The organism is Sphingomonas adhaesiva (genome assembly GCF_002374855.1).
Taxonomy (GTDB): Bacteria; Pseudomonadota; Alphaproteobacteria; order Sphingomonadales; family Sphingomonadaceae; genus Sphingomonas; species Sphingomonas adhaesiva.
This window is the reverse complement of record NZ_NWVC01000001.1, coordinates 371,893-396,255: the sequence shown is the minus strand read 5'-3', so window position 1 is coordinate 396,255 and position 24,363 is coordinate 371,893. Positions and strand designations below refer to the sequence as shown.

At 69.2% G+C, this 24,363-nt stretch carries 26 protein-coding genes; 16 read left to right on the top strand and 10 right to left on the bottom strand.

All coding sequences use genetic code 11. The features are described from left to right. Positions 1 to 58: 58 nt before the first annotated feature. The 5 genes from COA07_RS02005 to COA07_RS01985 are packed head-to-tail and all read right to left on the bottom strand — an operon-like array spanning position 59 to position 3,476. Positions 59 to 1,861, bottom strand: coding sequence for an acyl-CoA dehydrogenase C-terminal domain-containing protein (locus COA07_RS02005; RefSeq protein WP_066710377.1), 1,803 nt, complete (start codon positions 1,859 to 1,861; stop codon positions 59 to 61). Positions 1,862 to 1,864: 3 nt separating this feature from the next. After that, positions 1,865 to 2,296, bottom strand: a complete 432-nt coding sequence (locus tag COA07_RS02000; protein WP_066710374.1) for a MerR family transcriptional regulator — start codon at positions 2,294 to 2,296, stop codon at positions 1,865 to 1,867. Positions 2,297 to 2,329: 33 nt separating this feature from the next. Continuing rightward, positions 2,330 to 2,836 (bottom strand): hypothetical protein, encoded by a 507-nt coding sequence (locus COA07_RS01995; protein WP_066710371.1) that lies wholly within the window; start codon positions 2,834 to 2,836, stop codon positions 2,330 to 2,332. Next, positions 2,833 to 3,195: a phosphoribosyl-AMP cyclohydrolase gene (gene hisI, locus COA07_RS01990; RefSeq protein ID WP_066710368.1), complete on the bottom strand. Its 363-nt coding sequence runs from the start codon at positions 3,193 to 3,195 to the stop codon at positions 2,833 to 2,835. The genes COA07_RS01995 and hisI overlap by 4 nt, the downstream gene beginning before the upstream one ends. A 32-nt stretch (positions 3,196 to 3,227) precedes the next feature. Further along, on the bottom strand, positions 3,228 to 3,476 hold the full coding sequence (locus tag COA07_RS01985) for a Rho termination factor N-terminal domain-containing protein (RefSeq protein WP_066710366.1): 249 nt from the start codon (positions 3,474 to 3,476) through the stop codon (positions 3,228 to 3,230). 114 nt (positions 3,477 to 3,590) lie between these two features. On the opposite strand from COA07_RS01985, the gene purF reads away from it, so the two are divergent. Further along, the gene (gene purF, locus COA07_RS01980; protein ID WP_066710363.1) at positions 3,591 to 5,048 is read left to right on the top strand and encodes an amidophosphoribosyltransferase; all 1,458 of its coding nucleotides are present in this window, start codon (positions 3,591 to 3,593) and stop codon (positions 5,046 to 5,048) included. 6 nt (positions 5,049 to 5,054) lie between these two features. Continuing rightward, positions 5,055 to 5,768, top strand: coding sequence for an SDR family NAD(P)-dependent oxidoreductase (locus tag COA07_RS01975; RefSeq protein ID WP_066710360.1), 714 nt, complete (start codon positions 5,055 to 5,057; stop codon positions 5,766 to 5,768). 4 nt (positions 5,769 to 5,772) lie between these two features. On the opposite strand, the gene COA07_RS01970 is transcribed toward COA07_RS01975, so the two are convergent. From COA07_RS01970 to COA07_RS01960, 3 genes are read right to left on the bottom strand one after another with little or no spacing between them, the layout of a single operon-like run. Next, positions 5,773 to 6,984, bottom strand: a complete 1,212-nt coding sequence (locus COA07_RS01970) for an SAM-dependent methyltransferase (protein WP_083956837.1) — start codon at positions 6,982 to 6,984, stop codon at positions 5,773 to 5,775. Between the two features lie 11 nt (positions 6,985 to 6,995). Further along, positions 6,996 to 8,336, bottom strand: coding sequence for a cryptochrome/photolyase family protein (locus COA07_RS01965; RefSeq protein WP_066710358.1), 1,341 nt, complete (start codon positions 8,334 to 8,336; stop codon positions 6,996 to 6,998). Positions 8,337 to 8,380: 44 nt separating this feature from the next. Next, positions 8,381 to 9,277 (bottom strand): histone deacetylase family protein, encoded by an 897-nt coding sequence (locus tag COA07_RS01960; RefSeq protein WP_066710355.1) that lies wholly within the window; start codon positions 9,275 to 9,277, stop codon positions 8,381 to 8,383. A gap of 68 nt (positions 9,278 to 9,345) precedes the next feature. On the opposite strand from COA07_RS01960, the gene COA07_RS01955 reads away from it, so the two are divergent. The 11 genes from COA07_RS01955 (at position 9,346) to COA07_RS01905 (ending at position 21,599) form a co-directional block, all read left to right on the top strand. Further along, entirely contained in the window at positions 9,346 to 10,365 is a 1,020-nt protein-coding gene (locus COA07_RS01955) for an alpha/beta hydrolase (RefSeq protein WP_066710352.1), read from the top strand. 85 nt (positions 10,366 to 10,450) lie between these two features. Further along, complete coding sequence (locus COA07_RS01950) at positions 10,451 to 10,933, top strand: RNA pyrophosphohydrolase (protein ID WP_066710383.1); 483 nt, start codon at positions 10,451 to 10,453, stop codon at positions 10,931 to 10,933. Between the two features lie 19 nt (positions 10,934 to 10,952). Beyond that, complete coding sequence (locus tag COA07_RS01945) at positions 10,953 to 11,909, top strand: DUF481 domain-containing protein (RefSeq protein ID WP_083956836.1); 957 nt, start codon at positions 10,953 to 10,955, stop codon at positions 11,907 to 11,909. A 41-nt stretch (positions 11,910 to 11,950) separates the two neighbouring features. Further along, on the top strand, positions 11,951 to 13,153 hold the full coding sequence (locus COA07_RS01940; protein ID WP_096640386.1) for a hydrolase: 1,203 nt from the start codon (positions 11,951 to 11,953) through the stop codon (positions 13,151 to 13,153). Continuing rightward, the gene (locus tag COA07_RS01935) at positions 13,150 to 14,169 is read left to right on the top strand and encodes an arginine N-succinyltransferase (RefSeq protein WP_066707130.1); all 1,020 of its coding nucleotides are present in this window, start codon (positions 13,150 to 13,152) and stop codon (positions 14,167 to 14,169) included. The genes COA07_RS01940 and COA07_RS01935 overlap by 4 nt, the downstream gene beginning before the upstream one ends. Positions 14,170 to 14,171: 2 nt before the next feature. Beyond that, positions 14,172 to 15,419, top strand: a complete 1,248-nt coding sequence (locus tag COA07_RS01930; protein WP_066707127.1) for an N-succinylarginine dihydrolase — start codon at positions 14,172 to 14,174, stop codon at positions 15,417 to 15,419. Positions 15,420 to 15,516: 97 nt separating this feature from the next. Further along, complete coding sequence (locus COA07_RS01925) at positions 15,517 to 15,747, top strand: hypothetical protein (RefSeq protein ID WP_066707123.1); 231 nt, start codon at positions 15,517 to 15,519, stop codon at positions 15,745 to 15,747. 82 nt (positions 15,748 to 15,829) lie between these two features. Then, positions 15,830 to 17,965, top strand: coding sequence for a TonB-dependent receptor (locus tag COA07_RS01920; protein WP_066707120.1), 2,136 nt, complete (start codon positions 15,830 to 15,832; stop codon positions 17,963 to 17,965). 388 nt (positions 17,966 to 18,353) lie between these two features. Beyond that, positions 18,354 to 19,766: a tyrosine-type recombinase/integrase gene (locus tag COA07_RS01915; protein ID WP_083956688.1), complete on the top strand. Its 1,413-nt coding sequence runs from the start codon at positions 18,354 to 18,356 to the stop codon at positions 19,764 to 19,766. Positions 19,767 to 19,794: 28 nt separating this feature from the next. Continuing rightward, on the top strand, positions 19,795 to 20,580 hold the full coding sequence (locus COA07_RS01910) for a hypothetical protein (RefSeq protein ID WP_066707115.1): 786 nt from the start codon (positions 19,795 to 19,797) through the stop codon (positions 20,578 to 20,580). 89 nt (positions 20,581 to 20,669) lie between these two features. Beyond that, positions 20,670 to 21,599 (top strand): hypothetical protein, encoded by a 930-nt coding sequence (locus COA07_RS01905; protein ID WP_066707112.1) that lies wholly within the window; start codon positions 20,670 to 20,672, stop codon positions 21,597 to 21,599. Positions 21,600 to 21,621: 22 nt separating this feature from the next. On the opposite strand, the gene copD is transcribed toward COA07_RS01905, so the two are convergent. Next, positions 21,622 to 22,527: a copper homeostasis membrane protein CopD gene (gene copD / locus COA07_RS01900; RefSeq protein WP_066707109.1), complete on the bottom strand. Its 906-nt coding sequence runs from the start codon at positions 22,525 to 22,527 to the stop codon at positions 21,622 to 21,624. 2 nt (positions 22,528 to 22,529) lie between these two features. After that, positions 22,530 to 22,886 carry a copper homeostasis periplasmic binding protein CopC gene (gene copC, locus COA07_RS01895; protein ID WP_066707106.1) on the bottom strand — a complete coding sequence of 119 codons (357 nt, stop codon included), beginning with the start codon at positions 22,884 to 22,886 and terminating at the stop codon, positions 22,530 to 22,532. Positions 22,887 to 23,006: 120 nt separating this feature from the next. Between copC and COA07_RS01890 the strand changes: the two genes are divergently transcribed. From COA07_RS01890 to COA07_RS01880, 3 genes are read left to right on the top strand one after another with little or no spacing between them, the layout of a single operon-like run. Beyond that, entirely contained in the window at positions 23,007 to 23,279 is a 273-nt protein-coding gene (locus tag COA07_RS01890; protein ID WP_066707104.1) for a hypothetical protein, read from the top strand. After that, positions 23,276 to 23,716 (top strand): periplasmic heavy metal sensor, encoded by a 441-nt coding sequence (locus COA07_RS01885; protein ID WP_066707102.1) that lies wholly within the window; start codon positions 23,276 to 23,278, stop codon positions 23,714 to 23,716. Before COA07_RS01890 ends, COA07_RS01885 begins: the two co-directional genes overlap by 4 nt. Further along, positions 23,713 to 24,276, top strand: a complete 564-nt coding sequence (locus COA07_RS01880) for an RNA polymerase sigma factor (protein ID WP_066707099.1) — start codon at positions 23,713 to 23,715, stop codon at positions 24,274 to 24,276. Before COA07_RS01885 ends, COA07_RS01880 begins: the two co-directional genes overlap by 4 nt. Positions 24,277 to 24,363 lie beyond the last annotated feature (87 nt).

Here is a 24,363-nt window from a genome sequence, read left to right as displayed (position 1 = left end):
AAGGGCGGCCCCCGCGAACAGGGGCCGCCCGATGTCGTAATATGGGCTCGCGCGCCGGTCAGGCGGCGGCGAACATCTCCGGCGGCAATGCCATCACCGCATCGGCCCCGCCCTTGATCTTGCGGCGCAGCGCGCCCGCGTCGGGAAGGATCCGCTCGGCGAAGAAGCGCGCGGTGACGAGCTTGGCATCGAGGAAGGCGGCATCGCCCTGCCCCTCGGCCTTCAGCTTCGCCGCGGCGGTCGCCATGCGCAGCCACATCAGCCCGACCGCGACCAGCCCGACCAGATGCATGTACGGCACCGCGCCGGCACCGATGTTGTTCGGGTTCTTCATGCCGTTGGCCAGGAACCACATGGTCGCGCCCTGCAGGTCGCCGGCGGCCTTTTCCAGGCGGGCGGCGAAATCGGCGGTCGCCTCGTTCTGCTTGCCCGCGGCGATCTCCTCCATCACCAGCTTGCCGAACGCCTGCACCGCGCGGCCGCCGTTCTGCGCCAGCTTGCGGCCCGCCAGATCCATCGCCTGCACGCCGTTGGTGCCTTCGTAGATCATCGCGATGCGCGCATCGCGGACGTATTGCTCCATCCCCCATTCCTGGATGTAGCCGTGCCCGCCATAGACCTGCTGCGCGTTGGTGGCGATTTCATAGCCCTTGTCGGTGCCGACGCCCTTGATGACCGGGGTCAGCAGCCCGATCAGGTCGCCGGCCAGCTGGCGCTCCTCCTCGGTCCCGGCATTATGCTCCAGATCGACCTGCAACGCGCCCCACAGGCACAAGGCGCGCAGCCCCTCGATCCACGCCTTGCCCTCCATCAGCATCCGGCGCACGTCGGGGTGGACGAACAGCGTGTCGGCCTTCTCGCCCGGCTCCGCCGGCCCGGTCAGCGCGCGGCCCTGGCGGCGGTCCTTGGCGTATTGCACGGCGTTCTGGAATGCGATCTCCGCGACCGCCAGCCCCTGCAGCCCGACACCCAGCCGCGCGGCGTTCATCATGATGAACATTGCGGCCAGGCCCTTCATCTCCTCGCCGACCAGCCAGCCCTTCGCCCCGTCATAGTTCATGACGCAGGTCGCGCTGGCGCGGATCCCCATCTTGTGCTCGATCGAGCCGCAGCTGACCGCGTTGCGATCGCCCAGCGAGCCGTCGTCGTTGACCAGAAACTTGGGCACCACGAACAGGCTGATGCCCTTCGAACTGTCCGGCGCACCCGGCGTCTTGGCCAGCACCAGATGGATGATATTGTCGGTCAGGTCGTGCTCGCCCGCCGAAATGAAGATCTTCGTGCCGGTGATGGCATAGCTGCCGTCGCCCTGCGGCTCGGCCTTGGTGCGGATCAGCCCCAGGTCGGTGCCGCACTGCGGCTCCGTCAGGTTCATCGTGCCGCCCCATTCGCCCGACACCATCTTGGGCAGATACTTGGCCTGCTGCTCCGGGCTGCCCTTCACGACCAGCGCCGCGATCGCGCCATGCGCCAGCCCCGGATACATGGCGAAGGCCATGTTGGCGGAAATCAGATATTCCTGGAACGCGGTCGACACGACATGCGGCATCGCCTGCCCGCCGAACGCCTCCGGCGCGCTGAGCGTGCCCCAGCCCGATTCGACGAACTGCTGATACGCCTCCTTGAACCCCGCCGGGGTCGTGACGCTGCCGTCGTCGTGGCGGGTGCAGCCTTCCTTGTCGCCCGACTGGTTGAGCGGGAAGATCACTTCGGCGACGAACCGACCACCCTCTTCCAGCACGGCGTCGACCGTGTCGGGGGTGGCGGCGGCGAAGCCGTCGACATTGGCGTAGCGGTCAAGGCCGACGACATGCTCCAGCACGAAGCGGGTGTCGCGAACCGGCGGGGTATATTGCGGCATCTCTCAATCTTCCTTGTTGGCTACGTTTTCAACGAGCGCGACGAATTCGGTCAGTTCGGCGATCGCGGCATCCAGATCACGCTTCTGGCTTTCCAGCGCCTCGATCCGCGCGCGGCAGCGTTCGACGGTGACGGTGCGCTGCACCTGCCGGCCGTCGCCGATGTCGTACAGGTCGATCATCTCGCGAATCTCGGCCAGGCTGAACCCGACGCGCTTGCCGCGCAGGATCCACGCCAGCCGCGCGCGATCACGGTGCGAATAGATGCGCGCCAGTCCCCGCCGCTCGGGCGAGATCAGCCCCTCATCCTCGTAGAAGCGCAGCGCGCGCGGGGTGATCGCGAATTCGGTCGACAGATCGGTGATCGAAAACGAATCGCAATCCGGGCGCGGCGGCACCACGGCATAAGCGGGAGCGGCGGAAGAGGACGAGCGCATCGACCGGGAATATACGTTCCGCTTACGTGAACGTCAATCAGCGCAGAGCAGCTTCCCGTCCGATCCGCGGGTCCGCAGCGCCTCCGCCGGCGCGTCGCTGATCGGCGCAACCCGCAGCGCGGCGAGGTTGGCGCGACCCTGGCAGCGCGAATCGCACGCGGCCGGCAGGACGGCCGGGAAGCGGATGCCGGTGCCGTCCTGCACCGCATCGAAGGCGCACCCATCCCCGAAGTCGATCGCCAGCCGTCCGCTGCCCGACGCGGTGCCGCGCGCGACGCACCGTTGCCCTTCGCCGTAATCGACGCTGGCCCCGACGCGGAAACGCCGCGCGCCGTCGACCGGTAGCGCGCACAGCCGGTCGCTGTCGGATCCGAAGACACCGACCGGCGACAGCTTCGCCGGATCGGCCACCATCGCGCGGGCGCGCGCCTCCGCTTCCAGCGCGCGCCCGGCCGGCGCATCGGTGCCGGTACCCGCCCCTTCCCCGCCGCACCCGGCGAGCAGCAGCGCCGCCAGCAACGGCGCCGGCGCGCGGATCACGCCACGCGCTCCAGTCCGGCATCGGTGACGCGGCGATAGAAGCAGCTGGTCGCGCCGGTGTGGCACGCCGGGCCGGCGGGATCGACGATCATCCACACCGCGTCCTGATCGCAGTCGACTCGCATCTCCACGACGCGCAGGATGTTCCCCGACGTCTCGCCCTTCTTCCACAGCCGCCCACGGCCGCGCGAAAAGAACGTCGCCTCGCCGGTCGCGCGCGTCGCGTCGATCGCCGCCTGGTCCATGTGCGCGACCATCAGGACCGCACCGGTCGCGCGATCCGTGACCACCGCCGTCACCAGCCCGGCGGCATCAAATTTAAGGTTGAGGGCGGTGCCGGCTTCGCGATCCTGATCCATGGACCGCGCCGTACCAGCCGCGCCGCCCGCTGTCAGTTCTTCCTGATCGCTTCGATCAGCTGCGCCTTGCTCATCTTCGACCGGCCATCGATCCCGATCGACTTCGCCTCGTCATAGAGCGACGCCTTGCTGCGGTCCTCGAGCCGGGTCGAGCGGTGGTCGAGCGACCCGTTGGCGCGTGCATTGGCGATTCGCGCCGCCTTCTCCTTCGACGCGCCGTCGCGGCGAAGATCCTCGTACAGCTTGTCGTCCTTGATCTGCGATCCGTGGTTCTTCGCCATGATCCGCCTCCTGCGCGACCCAGTTGAACGCAGCGTCGCGAAATGAGGTCCACGGTTTGGATGACATTGGCGCGACAGCCGCTATATGCGGCGCGCACGATACGAGCCTCCGCCATGCTGACCACGAACCCGTTCGACGACGACCATCTGCACGAGGAGTGCGGCATCTTCGGGGTGTCCAGCTCCGACGGGGCCGCCGCGCTCGTCGCGCTCGGGCTGCACGCGCTGCAGCACCGCGGGCAGGAAGCGGCGGGCATCACCAGCTTCGACGGGACGATGTTCCATACCCATCGCGCGATGGGGCATGTGGCAGGCAATTTCGATCGCGACGACGTGATCCGCTCGCTGCCCGGCGACGTGGCGTGCGGGCACGTGCGCTATTCGACCACCGGCGAAACCGCGCTGCGCAACGTCCAGCCGCTCTATGCCGAATTGCAATCGGGCGGTTTCGCGATCGCGCACAACGGCAATATCTCGAACGCGATGCGGCTGCGGCGCGAGCTGGTGCGGCGCGGGTCGATCTTCCAGTCGACGTCGGATACCGAGACGATCATCCATCTGGTCGCGACCAGCCAGTATCGCACGCTGCTGGACCGGTTCATCGACGCACTGAAGCAGATCGAGGGCGCCTATGCGCTGATCGTGATGACCCCGGACGGGATGATCGCGTGCCGCGACCCGCTGGGCATCCGCCCGCTGGTGATGGGCAAGCTGGGCGACGCGGTGATCTTCGCGTCCGAAACCGTCGCGCTCGACGTCGTCGGGGCGGAGTTCGTCCGCTCGGTGGAGCCGGGCGAACTGGTGATCGTGCGCGGCGAGGAAATCCGCTCGATCACCCCGTTCGAGAAGCAGGCGGCGCGCCCGTGCATCTTCGAATGGGTGTATTTCTCGCGCCCCGATTCGATCGTCGACGATCATTCGATCTATTCGGTGCGCAAGAACATCGGCGCGCAGCTGGCGATCGAGGCGCCGGTCGACGCCGATCTGGTCATCCCGGTCCCCGATTCGGGCGTACCGGCGGCGATCGGCTACGCGCAGGAAAGCGGTATTCCGTTCGAGCTGGGGATCATCCGTTCGCATTATGTCGGGCGCACCTTCATCCAGCCGGGCGACAAGGTCCGGCACCTTGGCGTCAAGCTGAAGCACAATGCCAATCGCGCACTGATCCAGGGCAAGCGCGTCGTCCTGATCGACGATTCGATCGTGCGCGGCACGACCAGCCTGAAGATCGTGCAGATGATGCGCGAGGCGGGTGCGGCCGAGGTGCACATGCGCATCGCCTCCCCGCCGACGCGGCACAGCTGCTTCTACGGCGTCGACACGCCGGAGCGCGCCAAGCTGCTCGCCGCGAAGCTGGACCTGGGCGGGATGACCGATTTCATCCACGCCGACAGCCTGTCGTTCGTGTCGATCGACGGCCTGTACAAGGCGCTGGGCGAAAGCCACCGCGCCGACATCCGCCCGAAATATTGCGACGCCTGCTTTACCGGCGACTATCCGACGTCGCTGACCGATCATGACGAATCGAGCGCGGTGGACCAGTTCGCCCTGCTCGCCGAACGGATGAACTGACGCGCGATGGACATGGGATTGAAGGACCGGCTGGCGCTGGTGACCGGCGCCAGCCGCGGGATCGGCGCGGCGACCGCGATCGCGCTGGCGGCGAAGGGCGCGCACGTCATCCTGACCGCGCGCACCGCCGCCGGGCTGGAACAGGTCGAGGAAGCGATCTTCGCGGCGGGCGGATCGGCGACGATCGCGCCGCTGGACCTGGCGCAGAGCGATTCGATCGCCAAGCTGGCGACCGCGGTCGGCGAACGCTGGAACGCGCTGGACGTGATGGTGCTCAACGCCGGGACGCTCGGCTCGCTCGCGGCGGTGCCGGCGATCGACCCCAAGGAATTCGCGCAGGTGCTGACGCTCAACGTCTCCGCGCCGCTGGCGATGATCCAGGCGTTCGATCCGATGCTGCGACGGTCCGCGACGGGTGCGCGGGTGATCGGTGTCACCTCATCGGTCGGGCGCACGCCGCGCGCCTATTGGGGCGCCTATGGCGCGTCGAAGGCGGCGTTCGAGACGCTGCTGGAATCCTATGGCGACGAAATGGCCGAGATCGGCCGCGTCCGCGTCGCCGTGCTCGACCCGGGCGCGACGCGCACCGCGATGCGCGCGCGTGCCTATCCGGGCGAGGACCCCGCGTCGGTGAAGCCGCCGGAGACGGTCGCGGCGCGGATCGCGCAATTGGCGGTCGACGGGTTCGAGGCCAATTATCGCGAGCGCGTCGCCGCCTGACCGGTCATTTGCGGACCAGCGTGACCTGCACCACGTCAATCCCGCCGCCGCGAAAGCCGCCCTCGCAATACATCAGATAATAGCGCCACAGCCGCTGGAAGCGCGCGTCGAAGCGCGGCGGGAGCCGGCCGTCTGCCACCGCCGCATCGAACGCATCGCGCCAGCGGGCGAGCGTTTCGGCATAATCCAGCCCAAACGCGCGCCGGTCCTGCCATGCCAGCCCGTGGCGTTCAGCCAGCGCGCGGAACTGATGCTCCGCGATCAGCGACCCGCCGGGGAAGACGTATCGCTGGATGAAATCCACGCTGCCGGCATAGGCATCCCAGATGTCGTCGGCGATCGTGATGAACTGCAACGCCGCGCGGCCGCCGGGTTTCAGCACGCGTGCGATCGTCGCCAGATAGGCGGACCAATATTCCGGCCCGACCGCCTCGACCATCTCGATACTGGCGACGCCATCGAACGTGCCCTGCACGTCGCGATAATCGGCGAGAGCGACGGTGACGCCCGGCAGTTCGTGTGCCTCGACATGGTCGCGCTGTTCGGTCGACAGGGTCAGCGCGTGCACCTCGACACCCGCCGACGCGGCGACCGCAGCGAACGAACCCCAGCCGCAGCCGATTTCCAGCACCCGCTGTCCCGGCCGTGCGGCGGTGCGCGCCAGGATCGTGTCGAGCTTGCGCCGCTGCGCGCGCTCCAGCGGTTCGTCGGGCGCGGCGAACAGCGCGCTGGAATAAGTGAGCGTCGGGTCCAGCCATTCGCGATAGAAATCGTTGCCCAGGTCGTAATGGGCCGCGATGTTGCGGCGGGCGCCCGCGCGATCGTTGCGGCGCAGCGCGTGCCAGCCGCGCGCCGCGATCCGCGCGACATTCTTCGCCCGCGCGACATTGCCCAGCGCGGCGCGGTTGCGCATGAACAGGTCGAACAGCGGCACCGGATCGGGGCTGGACCAGTCGCCGGCCTCCCACCCCTCGTACCAGCCGATCGAGCCGGCGGTCGCTAGTCGGCGCAGCGCGCGCCAGCGCACCACGCGCACCACCGCCAGCGGACCGGCGGCGTGCCCGCCCAGCAAACGGCGCGTACCGTCGGGCAGATACGCCTCGATCGCGCCCTCTGCCAGACCGCGATCGATGCGGTCGAGAAGCCGGTGGTATAGCGGCGCGAACGTACGCGTCGGCCAATCGGGTCGGGTCGGGGTACGTGTCGCCGCATCCATCGGCGTGGCGCCTACTTCACCTTGGCATTCGCCGCCAGCGCGCGTTCACGTGCCTCGCGATGGCCGATCAGCTTGGCCGGGTAGTCATCGGGGCGGCAGCCGGCGGCTTCGGGATCGTGAATCGCATCGTCGCCCACATCCGCCAGCTCGGGAACCCAGCGGCGGATGTAGTCGCCGGCGTCGAACTTCTCCGACTGGCCGATCGGCGCCATGATGCGGGAGAACATGTTCGAATCGACCCCGGTCCCGGCGACCCATTGCCAGTTGACCGAATTGTTGCCGTAATCGGCATCGACCAACGTGTCCCAGAACCAGCGTTCGCCCTCCCGCCAGTCGATCAGCAGATGCTTGATGAGGAAGGAGGCGGCGATCATCCGCACGCGGTTGTGCATCCAGCCGGTCTGCCACAGCTGGCGCATCCCGGCATCGACGATCGGATAGCCGGTGCGCCCGCGCTGCCACGCGCGCAGGTCGGCCTTCGCGCCCTTGCCGCTGCGCCATGGAAGCCGATCATAGGCGGTACGGCCGTTCTTCGTCGCATAATCGGGCAGCGCCAGCACCACGCCCGAGGTGAAGTCACGCCACGCCAGTTCCTTGCGAAAGGTCGTGTCGCCGCGCCCGGTCGCGTGCCACACGGTACGCGCCGACACTTCGCCGAAATGAAGGTGCGGCGACAACCGGCTGCTGCCCTCGATCGACGGCAGGTTGCGGTCGGTGTCGTAGCCGGCGATGTCGAGCGCCTTTACCTTCTTCAGCGCAGCCGCCTCGCCCGGCGTCCAGTCGAACCCGCCCGACCAGTCCGGCTTGCTCGGCAGCAGATCCCATGACGTCAGCCGCTCACTCTTCGGCCATTTCGACGGCGCCTCGATCTTGCGTGGCATCGGCAGCGGGTCGGCCGGGGGCAGTTGCGGCTGCAATGCCTTCCAGAACGAGGAATAGATACGGTATTGCCCGCCCGATCCGGTCGTCACCTGATGCGGGGGGACCAGATGGTTGCCGTCGTGCAGGCACAGCCGGTCGCCCAGCGCCTGCTCCGCCGCGGTCCACCACGGTTCGTAGTGACGGGTGGCGTGCACTTGCTCGGCGCCGGATTCCTCCAGAAGTTCGGCCAGCACCTTTTTCACCGGGCCGCGACGCAGGATCAGCCGGCTACCCTTGTTCTCCAGCGCCGCGCCCAGTGCCGCCAGCGAATGGTGGAGCCACCAGCGTTGCGCTGCCCCGATCCGCCAATCTCCCGGCGCCTCGTCATCAAGAATGTAGACCGGGACGACCGGGCCTTCGTGCGCGGCGGCGACCAGCGCGGGGTGATCGTGAAGGCGAAGGTCCTGGCGGAACCATAACAGGGTGGTCATCGCGGAACGCTACGCGCGGGATTGATCGAGGTTCCTGACCGCGATTACGCCAGCGCCTCAGCCAGCGTGGTGATGACCCGCACATGCCGCGCGGCGATCGCCATGACGTCGTCACCGTAGCCGCCGCCGACGGTGCTGACGACCGGCACGCCCCGCGCCTTCGCCCAGCCGGCGACCGCGCGGTCGCGGCGGATCAGCCCCTCCTCGCTCAGCGCCAGCCGCCCCAGCCGGTCGTCGGCGAAGGGATCGACCCCGCCCTGATAGAGGATCAGCGTCGGGCGGAACCCGTCGAGCAACGGCACCAGCGTATCGTGCAGGGTTTCCAGATAGGCGTCGTCGCCGATCCCGTCCGCCAGCGGCACGTCGAGCGTCGAGCGCGCCTTGCGCACCGGGAAGTTGCGCTCGGCATGGATCGAATAGGTGGCGATGCCGGGGTGGCCGGCGGTCAGCGCGGCGGTCCCGTCCCCCTGGTGCACGTCGACGTCGACGATCAGCACGCGCGGCGTGGTACCCTCCTCCACCAATCGCACCGCCGCGACCGCCAGATCGTTGAACACGCAATAGCCGGCGCCCGTTTCCGCCAGCGCGTGATGGCTGCCCCCGGCGGTATTGGCGGCGAAGCCGTGTGCCAGCGCGAGGTTCGCGGCCAGCCATGTGCCGCCCGGCACCATCTGCGCACGCTGCGCGACCACCGGGGTTACCGGAAAGCCGATCCGCCGTTCCTTGTCGCGCGGGACCGCGGCGGACAACACCTGTTCGACATAGTCCGGATCGTGCACCTCCTCCAGCCAGCGGCGCCCGATCGCATCGGGGGCGTGCCACGCCACGCCATCCCCCATCCTCGCCAGAAGGTCGCGGATCGCGCCATTCTTCCCCCAGCGATAGTTGCTGCGTGCGGGCGCGGCGGTGACGTAATCGGGGTGATGGACGACATGGATCATCGCGCTAAGATAGGTTGCAAAGCGATACGCGCCACTTCACCCGAACGGCGCGACGACAGGAGAGCCGCATGACCGATACCACCATCGAACGCCCGTCCGCCGACGCCGCTGCCGCCGGTCCCTTCGTCCGCCCCGACGTGCGCGGTTTCCTGGATTATCTGAACAGCGTGCCCGGGCCGAAGATGCACGAACAGACTCCGGCGGAGGCGCGCGCGGTGTATCTGGCGATGAAGGACGTGGCCGATCCGCCGGTCGGCGAGCTGGCGGTGATCCGCGACCTGTCGATCCCCGGCCCGGACGGCGTGACGATCCCCGCGCGGCTGTTCGATGCGCGCGAGACGCGTGCGCCCGGCCCGGTGGTGGTCTTCTATCACGGCGGCGGGTTCGTGATCGGCGATATCGACACCCACGCCAGCTTCACCGCGGAAATGGCGCGCCAGCTGGACCTGCCGGTGGTGTCGGTCGACTATCGGCTGGCGCCGGAGGCCGCATGGCCGGCCGCGCCTGACGATTGCGAGGCGGCGGCGCGCTGGGTCGCGTCCGCGCCGGCGGAACTGGGGCGCAGCGCGACGTCGCTGGTCCTGTCCGGCGACAGTGCGGGCGGCAATCTGGCGATCGTGGTGACGATGGCATTGCGCGATTCGCCCGCCGCGGTGCCGGTGGTGGTGCAGGCGCCGATCTATCCGGCCGCCGACATGGCGAACGAATATCCGTCGTTCCACCAGTTCGCCGACGGCTATCTGCTGACCCGCGACGGGATGATCTGGTTCGGCGAACATTATGCCGCCGATCCCGCGCACCAGCGCAGCTCGCCGCTGGTCGGCGATCTGGCGGGGCTGCCGCCGGCGGTGATCGTCACCGCCAGCCTCGATCCGATCCGCGACCAGGGGCGCGCCTATGCCGCAGCACTGGTCAAGGCGGGCGTGCCCGTGACGTTCCGCGAGGCGCAGGGGATCGTCCACGGCTTCATCACGCTGCGCCAGGCGATTCCGTCGGCACAGGGCGACGTGGCCGGCTATCTGGCGGCCGTGCGCGCCGCGATCGTCGAGGCGGAGGGGCAGCGCGTCATGGCACAGGCCGCGGGATAACCGCGGCGGCATGACGCATAGCCCGCGGTAACGGCAGGCGGTGCGCGGGGTGGAGGGGCACGGCGAAGCGCGCTACACGGGCGCCATGACCGACCCCGCCACCCTCCCCTATCGCCCGTGCGCGGGCGTGATGCTGCTCAACCGCGACGGACGGGTGTTCGTCGGCCAGCGGCTCGATAACGTCCTGGAAGCCTGGCAGATGCCGCAGGGCGGGATCGACCCGGGCGAGGATGCGCGCGACGCGGCGGTGCGCGAATTGTGGGAGGAAACCGGCGTCACCGCGGACAAGGTGACGCTGATCGCCGAGGCGCCGGAGGAACTGCTCTACGACCTGCCGCCGGAGATGGTCGGCAAGGTGTGGAAGGGCAAGTATCGCGGCCAGCGCCAGCGGTGGTTCCTGTTCCGCTTCGACGGCGAGGATGGCGATATCCGCATCGATACCGAGCATCCCGAGTTCCGCGCGTGGCGCTGGGCCGATCCGGCGGACCTGCCGGAGCTGATCGTGCCGTTCAAGAAACAGCTCTACAGCGACGTGATCGCGGCCTTTGCGGAGCATCTGCCGCGCTAGGCGGCGGTGACGGTCGGTGATGCTGCCTGCCCTGCTGATCCTGCAAGCCGCGCTGCCGCCCGCCGGCGTGGTCATCCCCGTCCCGGTCCCGCCGCTGGAACTGGGCGAGGTCGGCGTCGAGCTGGACAAGGTGCCGCCGCCGGAGATCCCGCCGGAAATCCGTGCGATGATGGACGCGGCCATGCAGTCGGGCGACGAAGGCGGCCTCGACACGATCGTCAAATATGCGCGCGTCGCCGATCCGGGGTCGCGCGACCTGACGCTGCGCCGCGCGACCGAGTGGCGCGAGGCGCGGGCGCGGGCGCGCAACCAGCGCGTGCGACAGGCCGGCGCCTTCGAACTGTGGACCGGGCGGGTCGAGCTGGGCGGCTTTTCTTCCAGCGGCAATTCCGACGTCACCGGGCTGACCGGGATCGCCGATCTGACGCGCGAGGGGCTGCGCTGGCGGCACCGCGTGCTGGCGCAGGCCGATTTCCAGCGCACCGCCGGGGTCACCAGCCGCGAACGCTATGTCCTTGCCTATCAGCCCAATTACAAGCTGAGCGACCGTGGCTACATCTATGGCGCGGCACAGTTCGAGGCGGACCGGTTCCTCGGGTACGACCAGCGATATTCGGCCTCCGTCGGCGCGGGCTACAGCCTGTTCCGCGACGCTGCGCTGACCACCGATATCGAACTGGGGCCGGCGTTCCGACAGACCAACATGACCGACGACACGCAGCAGGGCAGTCTGGCGGTGCGCGGCAGCCTGGACCTCGACTGGACGATCCTGAGCGGGCTGGTGGTGACGCAGGATGCGGCGCTTTACCTGGAGCGGTACAACAGCACCGTGCGCAGCGTGTCGGCGATCGAGGCCAAGCTGCTGGGACCGCTGTCGGCGCGGCTGTCCTATACGGTCCAGTATGAAAGCCAGCCGGTCAACGGCCGCGTTCCGACCGACCGCACCAGCCGCGCGTCGCTGGTCTATACGTTCTGACGGTTTCATTTGTGACGGCTTTGGGGGATAGGTTGCGCGTGATGGAGATGCTTTCCCACGACGAACGGCGCGCGGTGGAGCGGCTGGACCAGGCCGCGATGCTGGCGCGCACGGAGCAATGGGCGGCGGTCAACAGCGGCACGCGCAACACCGCCGGATGCGCGGCGATGGTCGGGCTGCTGGCCGATGCCTTCGCCGCGCTGCCCGGTGAGGTGGCGCTGGTCGAGCCGGAGCGGGCCGAGGCGGTCGGCGCGGACGGGCGGGTCGATCCGATCGCGCACGGCCGGCACCTGCATGTCCGGGTGCGCCCCGACGCGCCGGTGCGGATGCTGCTGACCGGGCATATGGACACCGTCTATCCCGCCGATCACCCGTTCCAGGCGCTGGCGTGGCGCGAGCCGGGGGTGCTGGGCGGCCCGGGCGTCGCCGACATGAAGGGCGGACTGTCGCTGATGCTGGAGGCGTTGCTGGCGGTCGAGGCGGTGGCGCCGACGATCGGCTATGACGTGGTCATCAACTCGGACGAGGAAACCGGCTCCTTCTCCTCCGCCGCGCTGCTGGCGCAGGCGGCGCGGGGCAAGGTGGCGGCGCTGACCTACGAACCGGCGCTCCCGGACGGCACGCTGGCGCGCGCGCGCGGGGGCACGGGCAATTTCTCGATCATCGTGCGCGGGCGGGCGGCGCATGCCGGGCGCAACCCGCAGGACGGGCGCAACGCCATCGTCGCGGCCTCCGCGATCGCGGTGGCGCTGCACGGCGCGCGTTCGCCGCGGCTGGCGGTGAACCCGGCGCGGATCGACGGCGGCGGGCCGAACAATGTCGTCCCCGACCTGGCGGTGCTGCGCGTCAACTTCCGCCCCGCCGACCGCGGCGAGATCGACCGGGCCGCCGCGCTGATCGAGGCGGCGGTGGCCCATGCGCGCACCGAACACGATGTGACGATCGAGGTGCACGGCGGGTTCAACCGCCCGCCCAAGCCGATCGACGCGGGCGCGGCGCGGCTGTTCGATCTGGTCGCGCAGGCCGGATCCGCGCTGGGCCAGCCGATCGCCTGGCGCGATACCGGGGGCGTGTGCGACGGCAACAACATCGCCGCCTGCGGCGTCCCGGTGGTGGACACGATGGGCGCCCGTGGCGGCGCGATACATTCGATGGAGGAATTCCTGATCGTCGAGAGCCTGACCGAGCGTGCCGCGCTGTCCGCGGTCACGATCCTGCGGATCGCCGCGGGGGCGATGGCATGACCTTCGTCGTTCGCGCCGCGCATGACGGCGACCTGCCGCACCTGTACGAAATGGCCAAGCTGACCGGGGGCGGCTTCACCAACCTGCCCGCCGATCGCACCGCGCTGACCGCGAAGCTGGCGCGCAGCCACGCCGCCTTTGCGCGCGACGACAATGATCTGGCGGACGAACAGTTCGTGCTGATGCTGGAGAATGTCGTCAGCGGCGACGTGCGCGGTACATGCCAGCTGATCACCCATGTCGGGCAGAAGCATCCCTTCTACAGCTATCGCATCGGCACGCTGACGCAGCACAGCCGCGAGCTGGACCGCACGTTCCGTGCGGAGATGCTGTCGCTGACCACCGATCTGGAGGGCGCGAGCGAGGTCGGCGGGCTGTTCCTGCATCCGGGCGAGCGCGCGGGCGGGCGGGGCCTGTTGCTGGCGCGCAGCCGCTACCTCTTCATCCGCCGTCACCGCGCGCGCTTCGCCGACCGCGTACTGGCCGAATTGCGTGGCGTGATCGACGAGGCGGGCGGGTCGCCCTTCTGGGACGGGCTGGCGGGCCGCTTCTTCGGGATGAATTTCCAGCAGGCGGACGAATTCAACGCCATCAACGGGCACCAGTTCATCGCTGATCTGATGCCCAAGCATCCGATCTATACGGCGATGCTGTCCGACACCGCGCGCGCCGCGATCGGATTGCCGCACCCGTCCGGCCGCGCGGCGATGCGGATGCTCGAGAACGAAGGATTCGCGTTCGAAAACTATATCGACATCTTCGACGGCGGCCCGACGATGACCGCGCGCACCGATCAGGTCCGCACGATCCGCGACGCGCGCGATGCGACCGTCGACGCGGTCGGCGACGGGCCGGGCGGAGTGGAGGCGCTGGTCGCGACCGGGCGGCTGGCGGCATTCCGGTGCGCTTATGGTCGCGTCGCCGATCACGACGGCACGGTCACGATCGACCCCGAGTGCGCGCGCGCGCTGGGGATCGCCGCGGGCGATGCGATCAGCTGGATCGGGCGACTGTGACGATGCTGCGCGAGATCAATTTCGACGGGATCGTCGGACCCAGCCACAATTATGCCGGCCTCAGCCCCGGCAATCTGGCGGCGACCAGCAACGCCGGCGCGGTCGCGCATCCCCGTGCGGCGGCGCTGCAGGGGGTGGCCAAGATGCGCGCCAACCTGGCGCTCGGCTTGGTGCAGGGGGTGTTCGTGCCCCCCGCCCGCCCGGACCATCGCTGGCTGTCGTCGCTCCACACCGATTATGCCGATGCCGATGCGGTGATGAAGGCGCGCGCGCTGTCCGCCTCGTCGATGTGGGCGGCCAATGCCGCCACCGTCTCTCCCGCGCCCGATGCGGCCGACGGTCGCTGCCACCTGACGGCGGCCAACCTGCTGACCATGCCGCACCGCAGCCACGAGTGGCCCGCGACGCTGGCACAGTTGCGACTCGCCTTCGCCGACCCCGCCTTCGCCGTCCACGATCCGGTGCCCGCGCCGTTCGGTGACGAGGGCGCCGCCAACCACATGCGACTGGCAGCCGCGCACGATGCGCCGGGCGTCGAGATATTCGTCTATGGCGAGGGCGGCGGCCCCTTCCCCGCGCGCCAGCATGTCGAGGCGAGCCGCGCGGTCGCGCGTGCGCACCGGCTGAATGCCGGCCGCGTCCTTTACGTCCAGCAATCGCCCGAGGCGATCGCGGCGGGCGCGTTCCACAACGATGTCGTCGCGGTGGCCAACGAACGCATCCTGCTGACCCACGAACAGGCGTTCGCCGATCGCGACGGCTTCTACGCGGCGCTGCGCGCGATCATGCCGGAGGTGGAGATCGTCGAGGTGCCCGCCGCCGACGTGTCGCTGGCCGATGCGATCGGATCGTACCTGTTCAACGCGCAACTGGTCACCCCGCCGGACGGAACGCCGACGCTGGTGGTGCCGGGCGAGGCGCGCGAGAATGCGCGGGTATGGCGGTGGCTGCAGGCGCATCTGGCGGGCAACGGCCCGATCCGCCGGGTCGAGCTGGTCGACGTGCGCGAATCGATGGCCAATGGCGGCGGCCCCGCGTGCCTCAGGCTGCGGGTGGTATGCGACCCGGCGACGGTCGATCCGCGCTTCCTGGTGGACGATGCGAAGCTGGACCGGATCGCCGCGGTGATCGACGCGCACTGGCCGGAAGCGATCGCGGGCGAGGCGATCGGCGATCCCGCGCTGGTCGCGCATGTCGAACGCGCGCGGGCGATGCTGCTGGAAGCGATGGACCTGCGCGCGTTGCTATAGGCCGCGCCGCTGTCGGGTAAATTGACACTTAACTATCCCGCACGTGCCCGAAACCACGCAATTCGGCCATTGGCACGGCTCGTGCGTTAACGCCGACATGGTCCGCCGTCTCGCCCGCCTGTTCGTCATCAAGACCAAGTTCGAGGCGTTCCTGGTCATCTACGCGCTCGCCACCGGCGCGGTGGAGCGCGGCTTCGCCTATATGCGGATGATGCCGGGCGCTCAGGGGAAGATCCTGTTCCTTGCCTGTACCGCGGCGGTGTTCATGGCCGGCGGCAAGATCATCGACGCGCTGGAGATGGAGGCGGAGCAGGGCGACCCGCGCTGAAGCCGCCGATCGTTTCGCAGCCGCGAACAACGCTTGATATGTTGTAACGTTGCGTTACACAGCGGCGACCAAGGAGTCGCCCATGAAAACCGTTCTGCTTGCCACGTTGGCGCTTGCCCCCCTCACCGCCGCCCTTCCCGCCGCCGCACAGACCGACAATGCCGCTCCCGCCGGGTCGCGCGTGTCCGACCCGCACCGGTCCGACGACATCATCGTCACCGCGCCGCTGCGCCAGAGCGAGGCGGATGTGTTGCAGGGTACGTCGGTGCTGACCGGCGAGGACCTGACCCGCCAGCTGCGCCCGACGATCGGCGAGACGCTGGCGCGGTTGCCGGGCGTGTCGGCTTCGTCGTTCGGCCCCAACGCCTCGCGTCCGATCCTGCGCGGTTTCCAGGGCGATCGCATCCGCGTGCTGACCGACGGCATCGGTTCAATCGACGTGTCGAACACCTCGGTCGACCATGCGGTGATCATCGACCCGCTGCTGGCGGAACGGGTCGAGGTGCTGCGCGGCCCGGCCGCCTTGCTGTACGGTTCCTCGGCGGTCGGCGGCGTCGTCAACGTGGTCGACACGCGCATTCCGCGGCGCCTGCCCGAGAACGGCTATCGCCTCGACGCGATCGGCACCTACGGCAGCGCCGCGAACGAGCGGTCGCTGGGCGGTGCCGCCGATGCGACCGTCACTGGTCCGCTGGTCCTGCACGTCGATGGCTCCTATTCGAAGTCCGACGACCTGCGCACCGGTGGCTACATCCTGTCGCGGGAGGCGCGCCGCGCCTCGCTGGCGTCGGCCGCGCTGCCGGCCGACCCCGATGATCCCATCGACTTCGCGGGCAATGCCGCGCTGCGGGGCAAGCTGCCCAATACCGCGGCCGAAACCTGGACGGCGGGCGCCGGCGCGTCGATTGTGACCGATGGCGGGATGCTGGGCGTCTCCTACGGCCATTACGACAGCCTGTACGGCCTGCCGATCCGCTACGCGACCGCGCCGGGGCAGGAGCAGGAGGCGCCGCGGCTCGACGTGCTGCAGAACCGCTACGACCTGCGCGCCGAAATCACCCCGCAGGGCAGCGTGATCCAGGCGATCCGCCTGCGCGCCGCCCACGCCAAATACCGCCATTTTGAACTGGAAGAGGACGGCTCGGTCGGGACCGCCTTCTACAACAAGGGGCTGGAAGGCCGGCTCGAGGTCGTCCAGGCCAAGCGCGGCGGCTGGCAGGGGGCGAGCGGCGCGCAATATTTCAGCCGCGCGTTCAACGTCGTCGGTGACGAGGCCTTCCTGCCGCGCAACAACACCGAACAGACCGGGCTGTTCACGCTGCAACAATATGACGACGGCCGCTTCAAAGCCGAAGGCGGCGTGCGCTACGAACACACGTTGCAGACCGCCCAGCCCTCCGGTGCGGATCGCTTCTTCACCGGGCAGCGCACGTTCGACAGCTGGTCCGGCTCGATCGGCGGCTCCTACGCGTTCAGCGACGGGCTGCGCATCGGCCTCAACGGGTCGCGCACCGGCCGCGCGCCCTCGGCCGAGGAGTTGTTCGCCAACGGTCCGCACGCGGGCACGCAGGCGTACGAACTGGGCAATCCCAATTTCCGCACCGAAACGTCCTGGGGGGTCGAGGCGACGCTGCACGCGCATAGCGACGTCTTCAGCCTCGACGCGTCGGCCTATTACAACTGGTTCGACAATTACATCTACGAGGCACAGGTCGACCCGGCGACCTGCGTGACCGCCGCGGGCGGCGACGTGGACCTGCCGTGCTTCCAGTACCAGCAGGCGCGCGCGCGCTATTACGGGTTCGAGGCGGACGCCTCTGCGCGGCTGGGCACGATCGGCACGCACACGATCACTGCCGACCTGATGGGCGATTACGTCCACGCTACCGTCGTCGATCGCGGCCCGGTGCCGCGCATCCCGCCGCTGCGGCTGCTCGGCGGGCTGGAGGCGCGCGGCGACACCACGACCGGCCGGGTCGAGGTGGAACGCGCCTTCCCGCAGACGCGCCTGTCGGCGTTCGAGACGCGCACCGATGGCTATACGATGGTCAACGTCTCGCTCGCGTGGAAGCCGTGGGGCGGCAGCGATCGCCGCAGCCTGCTGCTGTCCGCGAACAACATCTTCGACGTGGAGGCGCGCCGCCATTCCAGCGTGCTGAAAGATTTCGCCCCGCTGGCCGGTCGCGATATCCGCGTGACGTTGCGCGTCGGCATCTGATCCATCGAATCAGGACCGGGTCTGACGGACGCCCGTCGCACCTCATCGGGGTGCGGCGGGCGTTCGTCGTTTCGGCGGGCGGTACCCGTCGTCGAGCGGCGCAGACGCGAAAAAGCCGGGCCATTGCTGACCCGGCTTCTGCCCGCATCTTGCGGAAAACTTTGGCGCGCCCGGAACGATTCGAACGTCCGACCCTCAGATTCGTAGGAAGAAGGTGTGAGTAACGTCCTCATCGGGATATTACGATTGGTTGTCAGCCGACGTACGTGATTGTGAGGAATCCTTTCATCACAGGACCTTAGGCATCGCTTCGTTGTCATCCGGTGCGATACAATAGCTGTCCAGATCACGGCATTCTGATTGCTCCACGATTGTTCAGGAGCTCAGAATGAAGTCAGTCCGCATCACCAACCGGGCTTTGGAAGGCCTCGTCAAGTCGCCCGCTTCGGGCACCAAGAAACTAATATGGGACCGGGACGTCGTCGGCTTCGGAGCCTACATGACGAGCAGCGGTTCCATCTCCTTCCTCTATCAGTACAGGTTCCGCGGCTCGCAGACCAAGAGCATCAAGATCGGCAACCTCGGCGAACTGACCTGCGACCAGGCACGCAAGATGGCCGCCGGCCTCGCCATGCAGAAGCTGACCGGGATCGACCCGGTGGCGGCCATCAAGGCGGAACGCGTCACCAAGCAGGCGTCCGTCGACCTCATCGTCGCCAACTACTTCGACGGCTACGCCGAACGCCGACGGCTCAAGGATCCGATCAGCGTCAAGCAGATGAACGTCTTCAAGCGCGACCTCGTGGCCCACATCGGCCATCTCCGCCTTGACGAGCTGACGACCGAACAGGTCGACGCCTTCGAGAGGGACCTCGCCGCCCGCGGTCCGTCCATGGTCCGCTCCGGCCTTGTCTGCCTGCGGACGGTCATCAACGACGCCGTCAAGCGGGGCAAGATCCTGCGCCACGAAGCCCACAACTTCGATGTGCCCGGAATGAAGAAGCGCACGCGGCGCATCGACGAGTGGGAGTTCCTGCGCATGTTCGAGGCCGCACGGGACATCGGCGACGTCCGCAGCGACGTGCTCGAGGTCCTCTTCCGAATGGCGAAGCGGAAGGAGGAGATCGCGGAGCTTCGCTGGGAGGAACTCGACCTCGCGAAGGGGACGTGGCACCTGCCGCAGGGGCGGACCAAGAGCCGGCGCCCGCACATGATCGAGCTGCCCAGGCAGGTCGTGGCGATCATCAAACGCCAGCAGCCGGATCCCGCCAAGCGTCGCGGCTTCGTGTTCACGATGAACGGCGCCAGCGCGCCGGAGATGGGGTCGCAGGTCAAGGACCTGCTGGACGCCAATCTGCACCGCCGCATCGAGCTCGCGACGCCGGCGGGCTCCCCCGCACGGCAGGTCGACCACTACACCATCCACGACTGGCGAAAGATCGCCGTCACCGTCCTGCGCGAGCGGCCCTTCAGCGTCGGAAAGGACGTCCTGAACGCGATCCTTCTGCATTCCACGATGACGAGCCTCGACGAGACATACATCCTCGCCACGCTCGAGATCGAGGCGGGAGAGGCGCTCCAGACCTGGAACGACCATCTCGACCAGCTGCTGGCGCGGGCCGACGCGTTCCCCGGCGGGCGGGCGCTGGAGACCATGGGTGCCGCCGAACGCAAGCGCCGGCTGGAGCTGATAAGAACCGGTTGGCCGAAGCGTGCGGACCAGGAGAGGGCCGAGGTGGGACGCGACGCGAAGGAGGAAGCCAGGAAGCGGCGGCGCCGCCGCCCCAGGACCGGGGAGTAGCATTGTCGTCTCGAACACGGAGATCGAGATGAAAAACGACGACGGCCAGCCGACCCGACGTGAATACCCGCACGTCATCACGCAGGGTCTTCGGCAGAACCACCGCTGGATGCTGGCCGTCTCGAACAAGAAGACCGACGCGCCCGGCGTCGTCGAGGACTTCGTCTTCGTCGGCGCCGGCTACGTCGACGACGCCGGCCGGCGCGCGATCGTCAAGCGCATCAACGGCCGGGCCAGAACCTCGCGCGCCCGCTACTGCGTGGTCTGGTCGCCGGACGGCTGCACGTGGATCGAAGGCGACGGCATGCTGCGCGAAGGCAAGACGCCCCCGCTCGGCAACTCCGCCGACCCCTGGGCCAACGCCAGCCAGCCCGCGACCGTCGAATGGTGCTGGACGATCGAGCTCCCGAAGGGCGCCGAGTGGTCGCACATCTGCGTCCGAAGGATCGACGCGAACCTCGTCGAGATCGCACCGGGCGAGCCGATGGTCCTGGCAGACTTCAACGAGCCGGACGTTCCAGGCCTTCCGGACCCGGCCGCCGGCCTGCTCGGCCCAGACGGCAAGCTCGTCGCGCCCCGGACCTACCGCGGACAGCCGGTCACCGGCATCCGGGACGAATGGACGCTGCTGGGCCCCGTCCAGCCGCAGGAGGACGGCACCTTCCTCCGCAATCCGTGGCCGGACGACGTCGCCGACGCATGCGACGCGATCGCAGGCATGAGCCTGCCGCGCCGCATCCACAACGCCGCCTGGCAGGCCATCTATCCCAACCAGACGGACGTCATCTACGTCGGCGTGCTGAAGGCCGCCTGATCCCCGCAGGTTCCTCGGACACGGCCTTCACGCCGCCTTTACGGGACCGCGCTAACCGAGACGCCCGACACGCGGAGACGCCATCCGACATGCACGACGCCGACGCAGACAACGACTGGATGGCGGGACTCGACTGGTCCCGCCACCGCCGCGCCGGCAGCGACTGGGTCTCGGAGCACCTGATGCTGTCGGGCGTCGTCGACGTGTTCGCCCGCGCCTTCTGCGCCCCCTATCCCGAGACGATCGACCACTTCATCGGACAGGCGCAGAACACGCCGCCCGGGCCGATCGTCGAGGCGGACGAGGCGTTCACCGAGGCCGGGGAACCCGTCCACTCGGTCCACGCCCGCCTTTCGGCGCTGATGCGCCGGCACGCCGACGACCTCTCCATCGGCATCGTCGCCGCGGACGCGATCACCCGCGACGAATGGGAGAGGATCATCGAGGCCGGCCGCCTTCCCTGGTCGATCGGCCAGGGCGCACGTCGGGCGGTCGCCGGGCTCGCGCCGGTCATCGCGCGGATGGCGCGCGCCGGCGAGATACGGTGCTTCATCCGACGGGTCGGGGGCGGCGAGCTGCGGCCGCTGGATCGCGAAGCGTGGGAGATCGACTACGAGGCGGCGGTCCGCCGCATCGCTGCCTGCGGCCTCGCTGAGCAGAGGCCGTTCGATCCCTCGGCAGGCATCGACCACCTCATCTTCGTCGATCGCGACCTCCACAAGGCGGTGATCCGCAACGCCCGCCAGTCCTACGTGCCCGTCGCCGGCCTCGAGCTCGGCCCCTGGGCGATGAAGCGGAAGGTGGACCACTACGCCATCCAGGTCCGCGAGGTCGCCGAGTTCCTCGCCAGCCTGATGACCGACGAGCGTCTCGGCTGGACCAACCGCGATTTCCAGGCCGCCGTGCAGGACAGGTTCGGCGTGCGCGGCCTCGGCCGCTGCTACGAGAAGGCCCGGCAGATCGCGACCGAGGACGAGAGCCGCCGCCGCTTCCGCAAGCGTCGCAGGACGACGGCCTGACGCGGGCCGCCAGCGCCGGCGATCACGATCGGGCGATCGGCTCGATCGTGCCCAGCCACGCCACCAGCGCCAGCACGACGACGGCGCACGCCGTCTCCGACGCAAGCGACCATCGCAGCGCGGCGATCGCGCCTGGCGCGTCGCCTTCGCGCCGCGCCCGATCCAGCGCGGGCGTCAGCCGATAGCGGTTGCCCCATGCGAACACGAGCATGACGACGAACAGGCCGATCTTGGCGAGCAGCAGCCTACCGTAGAGCGTGGTGCCGAGCAGCGGCACGCCACCCGGACCGACGAGCAGCCAGCCGCTGGCCGCCCCTGTGATGACGATGACGGCGACGACGAGCGTGCCGGTCGTCGAGAACCCACGCAGCGCGCGGTGGAGCAGATCGACGTGGGCCGCACCCGTCCGCGACGGCCCGAACGCCAGCAGCGTCAGCGCGACGAGCGCGCCCAACCACGTTCCCGCAGCGAGAAGGTGGAGGACGTCGGCGACGAGGTGCACCCACCCGGCTGCTCCGTCGCCGGCCGCCCCGTGCCCGCCCCATGCGAGCGTCGCGACGACCACGCCGCCTAGCAGCGCCGCCGCCATGCGCGCCATCCCAACGCGCAGGATGGACGCCGCGAGCAGCCCCACGAAAGCCGCCATGCGGACCATCCACGCCGTGCCCGCGGCCGTATTCTCAATCACCGAAGCGACGGTGGCTCGATCGACTTCGCCGATGCCGACCCCAGCCATGCCTGCCGACAGGACCGCCAGTCCGACAAGGGACAGGATGAGCCCGGACATGATGGAGGCCACCAGCAGGCCTCGCAGCGGCAGCGCGTCCGCGGTGCCCCGCGGCGCGTGAAGCGCGAACGCGGCCGCGCCGAAGCAGAGCATCGAGGACAGATAGAGGCCGAACCTGACCGCGACCGCCAGCACATCCACGGTCAGCCCACCCGGAACGCGTAGCCGCCCTTCACGCGGTGCGTGTCGGTCGACACGACGTGCCAGTCGACGCGGTAGCTGCCCTTCGGAAGCGCGCGGGACGGAGCAACCACCAGCGTGCGGCCATCGGGCGCGACGCGGACCCTCGCCGGCACCGCGTGAGCCCGCGGTCCGATCATCGACAGCTCCGCACCCGAGAACGTCGGCACCAGCCGCTCGGAGAACGTCAGCCGGACCAACGACACGCCTCGCGCCGCCGCGTTCTCGGCGGGCACCGCCGCGACCAGCCGGGGATGGGACAGCGCCGGCGACGACGCCAGCACGAGGGAGACCGCGATGAAAGCCGACGACGCGCGCATGCCACAACTCCTGCCGGCGGTCCGAACATGCCGCCTCACGGTGATTACGCATGTGCGACGTGCTACCCTCGCCGAGGGACGAGGCGCGGCGATGCGTAGAGCAGACGAGCGGAGGAAGGAATGGACGACATCGACGACCTGATGAAGCGGATCGCCGGCGGTCCACCCGATCCCCGGCTCGACGGGATCGAGGACGCCGTCCTCGCCCGCATCCGGGCGAACCGCGCCACCGCCTCGACCGGCCTAGGGATAGCGGCGCTGGCGGCCATCGGCGCCGTGGTCCTCGGAGCGGCGGGTGCGGGTCCTGCCGCGCCAGCCACCGCCGCGTCGCTCGATCCGATCGGCGTCGTCGGTCCGCTAGCGCCCTCGACGCTGCTGCTGGCCGGACGGTGAGCCGGCCCCGCTGGACGGCGCTGGTCGCCATCGTCGCCTTCCTCGCCGCGATCGCGGGCGTGTTCGTGGGCCGCGTCCTGATCCCCTCCCACGGCGGGCAGGCCTCCCAGCTGCACGACCTCCTCCACCACGACCTGAAGCTCGACGCCGACCAGCAGGCGAGGATCGACGCGCTGGAACGACGCTTCGCGGTCCGCCGCCAGGAGCTCGAGAGCGAGATGCGCGCCGACAACGCAAGGCTCGCGGCCGCGATCGAGGCTGAACACGGCAACGGACCGCGCGTGGCGGCGGCCGTCGACGCGTCGCACTCCGCGATGGGCGCGCTCCAGAAGGAAACGCTCGCCCACGTCTTCGCCATGCGTCAGGTGCTGCGTCCCGACCAGACCGCGGCATTCGACCGCGCCGTGGTGGCATCGCTCACCGCCGGCGCTCGGTGAACGTCGGACTGGCGGCGGCATCCGACGGCGATCTGGCGGTCCTGGCGGCCGCCGGACGCGAGGAAGCCTTCGCCGAGATCATGCAGCGGCATCGGCAGGCCGTCTATCGGGTGATCGTCACCAACGTCGGCGATCCGGACGAGGCCCTCGACCTCGTCCAGGAGACCTTCGTGTCCGCCCACGGTGCGCTCCGCCGCTACGACCCCGCACGCCCGATGGCCGCCTGGCTCGCGCGCATCGCCATCAACAAGTGCCGGGACTGGGGCCGCCGCCGCGCCGTGCGCCGCGCGTTCCGCTTCATGGTGCCCATCGAGGACGTGGCGGACCGGCAAGCCGACGAAACGCCCGGCCAGGACGTCGGCACCGCTGACCGGCAGGAGCTCGCCCGCATGCGCCGTGCCATCGCGGACCTTCCGGCGAGCCAGCGCGAGCCGCTCGTCCTCCATGCGGTCGAAGGCCTCAGCCAGGCGGAGACCGCGGAGATCCTGTCGATCAGCGAGAAGGCGGTCGAGACGAGGATACGACGGGCACGGCAGACCCTTCGCCAGAGGCTCGGGTAGCCGTCAGCTCGAGAACGCGAAGCACGCGCCCGATCCCCTCGTCAACCGCACCAATCGAGCGAGGGCCGCCACCCCTCGATGCGTATC

Excerpts from the sequence above, each read along its gene's own strand:
- COA07_RS02005 (WP_066710377.1), bottom strand. The coding sequence starts at position 1,861 with ATGCCGCAATATACCCCGCCGGTTCGCGACACCCGCTTCGTGCTGGAG.
- COA07_RS02000 (WP_066710374.1), bottom strand. The coding sequence starts at position 2,296 with ATGCGCTCGTCCTCTTCCGCCGCTCCCGCTTATGCCGTGGTGCCGCCG.
- hisI (WP_066710368.1), bottom strand. The coding sequence starts at position 3,195 with ATGGATCAGGATCGCGAAGCCGGCACCGCCCTCAACCTTAAATTTGAT.
- COA07_RS01985 (WP_066710366.1), bottom strand. The coding sequence starts at position 3,476 with ATGGCGAAGAACCACGGATCGCAGATCAAGGACGACAAGCTGTACGAG.
- purF (WP_066710363.1), top strand. The coding sequence starts at position 3,591 with ATGCTGACCACGAACCCGTTCGACGACGACCATCTGCACGAGGAGTGC.
- COA07_RS01975 (WP_066710360.1), top strand. The coding sequence starts at position 5,055 with ATGGACATGGGATTGAAGGACCGGCTGGCGCTGGTGACCGGCGCCAGC.
- COA07_RS01970 (WP_083956837.1), bottom strand. The coding sequence starts at position 6,984 with ATGGATGCGGCGACACGTACCCCGACCCGACCCGATTGGCCGACGCGT.
- COA07_RS01965 (WP_066710358.1), bottom strand. The coding sequence starts at position 8,336 with ATGACCACCCTGTTATGGTTCCGCCAGGACCTTCGCCTTCACGATCAC.
- COA07_RS01960 (WP_066710355.1), bottom strand. The coding sequence starts at position 9,277 with ATGATCCATGTCGTCCATCACCCCGATTACGTCACCGCCGCGCCCGCA.
- COA07_RS01955 (WP_066710352.1), top strand. The coding sequence starts at position 9,346 with ATGACCGATACCACCATCGAACGCCCGTCCGCCGACGCCGCTGCCGCC.
- COA07_RS01950 (WP_066710383.1), top strand. The coding sequence starts at position 10,451 with ATGACCGACCCCGCCACCCTCCCCTATCGCCCGTGCGCGGGCGTGATG.
- COA07_RS01945 (WP_083956836.1), top strand. The coding sequence starts at position 10,953 with ATGCTGCCTGCCCTGCTGATCCTGCAAGCCGCGCTGCCGCCCGCCGGC.
- COA07_RS01940 (WP_096640386.1), top strand. The coding sequence starts at position 11,951 with ATGGAGATGCTTTCCCACGACGAACGGCGCGCGGTGGAGCGGCTGGAC.
- COA07_RS01935 (WP_066707130.1), top strand. The coding sequence starts at position 13,150 with ATGACCTTCGTCGTTCGCGCCGCGCATGACGGCGACCTGCCGCACCTG.
- COA07_RS01930 (WP_066707127.1), top strand. The coding sequence starts at position 14,172 with ATGCTGCGCGAGATCAATTTCGACGGGATCGTCGGACCCAGCCACAAT.
- COA07_RS01925 (WP_066707123.1), top strand. The coding sequence starts at position 15,517 with ATGGTCCGCCGTCTCGCCCGCCTGTTCGTCATCAAGACCAAGTTCGAG.
- COA07_RS01920 (WP_066707120.1), top strand. The coding sequence starts at position 15,830 with ATGAAAACCGTTCTGCTTGCCACGTTGGCGCTTGCCCCCCTCACCGCC.
- COA07_RS01915 (WP_083956688.1), top strand. The coding sequence starts at position 18,354 with ATGAAGTCAGTCCGCATCACCAACCGGGCTTTGGAAGGCCTCGTCAAG.
- COA07_RS01910 (WP_066707115.1), top strand. The coding sequence starts at position 19,795 with ATGAAAAACGACGACGGCCAGCCGACCCGACGTGAATACCCGCACGTC.
- COA07_RS01905 (WP_066707112.1), top strand. The coding sequence starts at position 20,670 with ATGCACGACGCCGACGCAGACAACGACTGGATGGCGGGACTCGACTGG.
- copC (WP_066707106.1), bottom strand. The coding sequence starts at position 22,886 with ATGCGCGCGTCGTCGGCTTTCATCGCGGTCTCCCTCGTGCTGGCGTCG.
- COA07_RS01890 (WP_066707104.1), top strand. The coding sequence starts at position 23,007 with ATGGACGACATCGACGACCTGATGAAGCGGATCGCCGGCGGTCCACCC.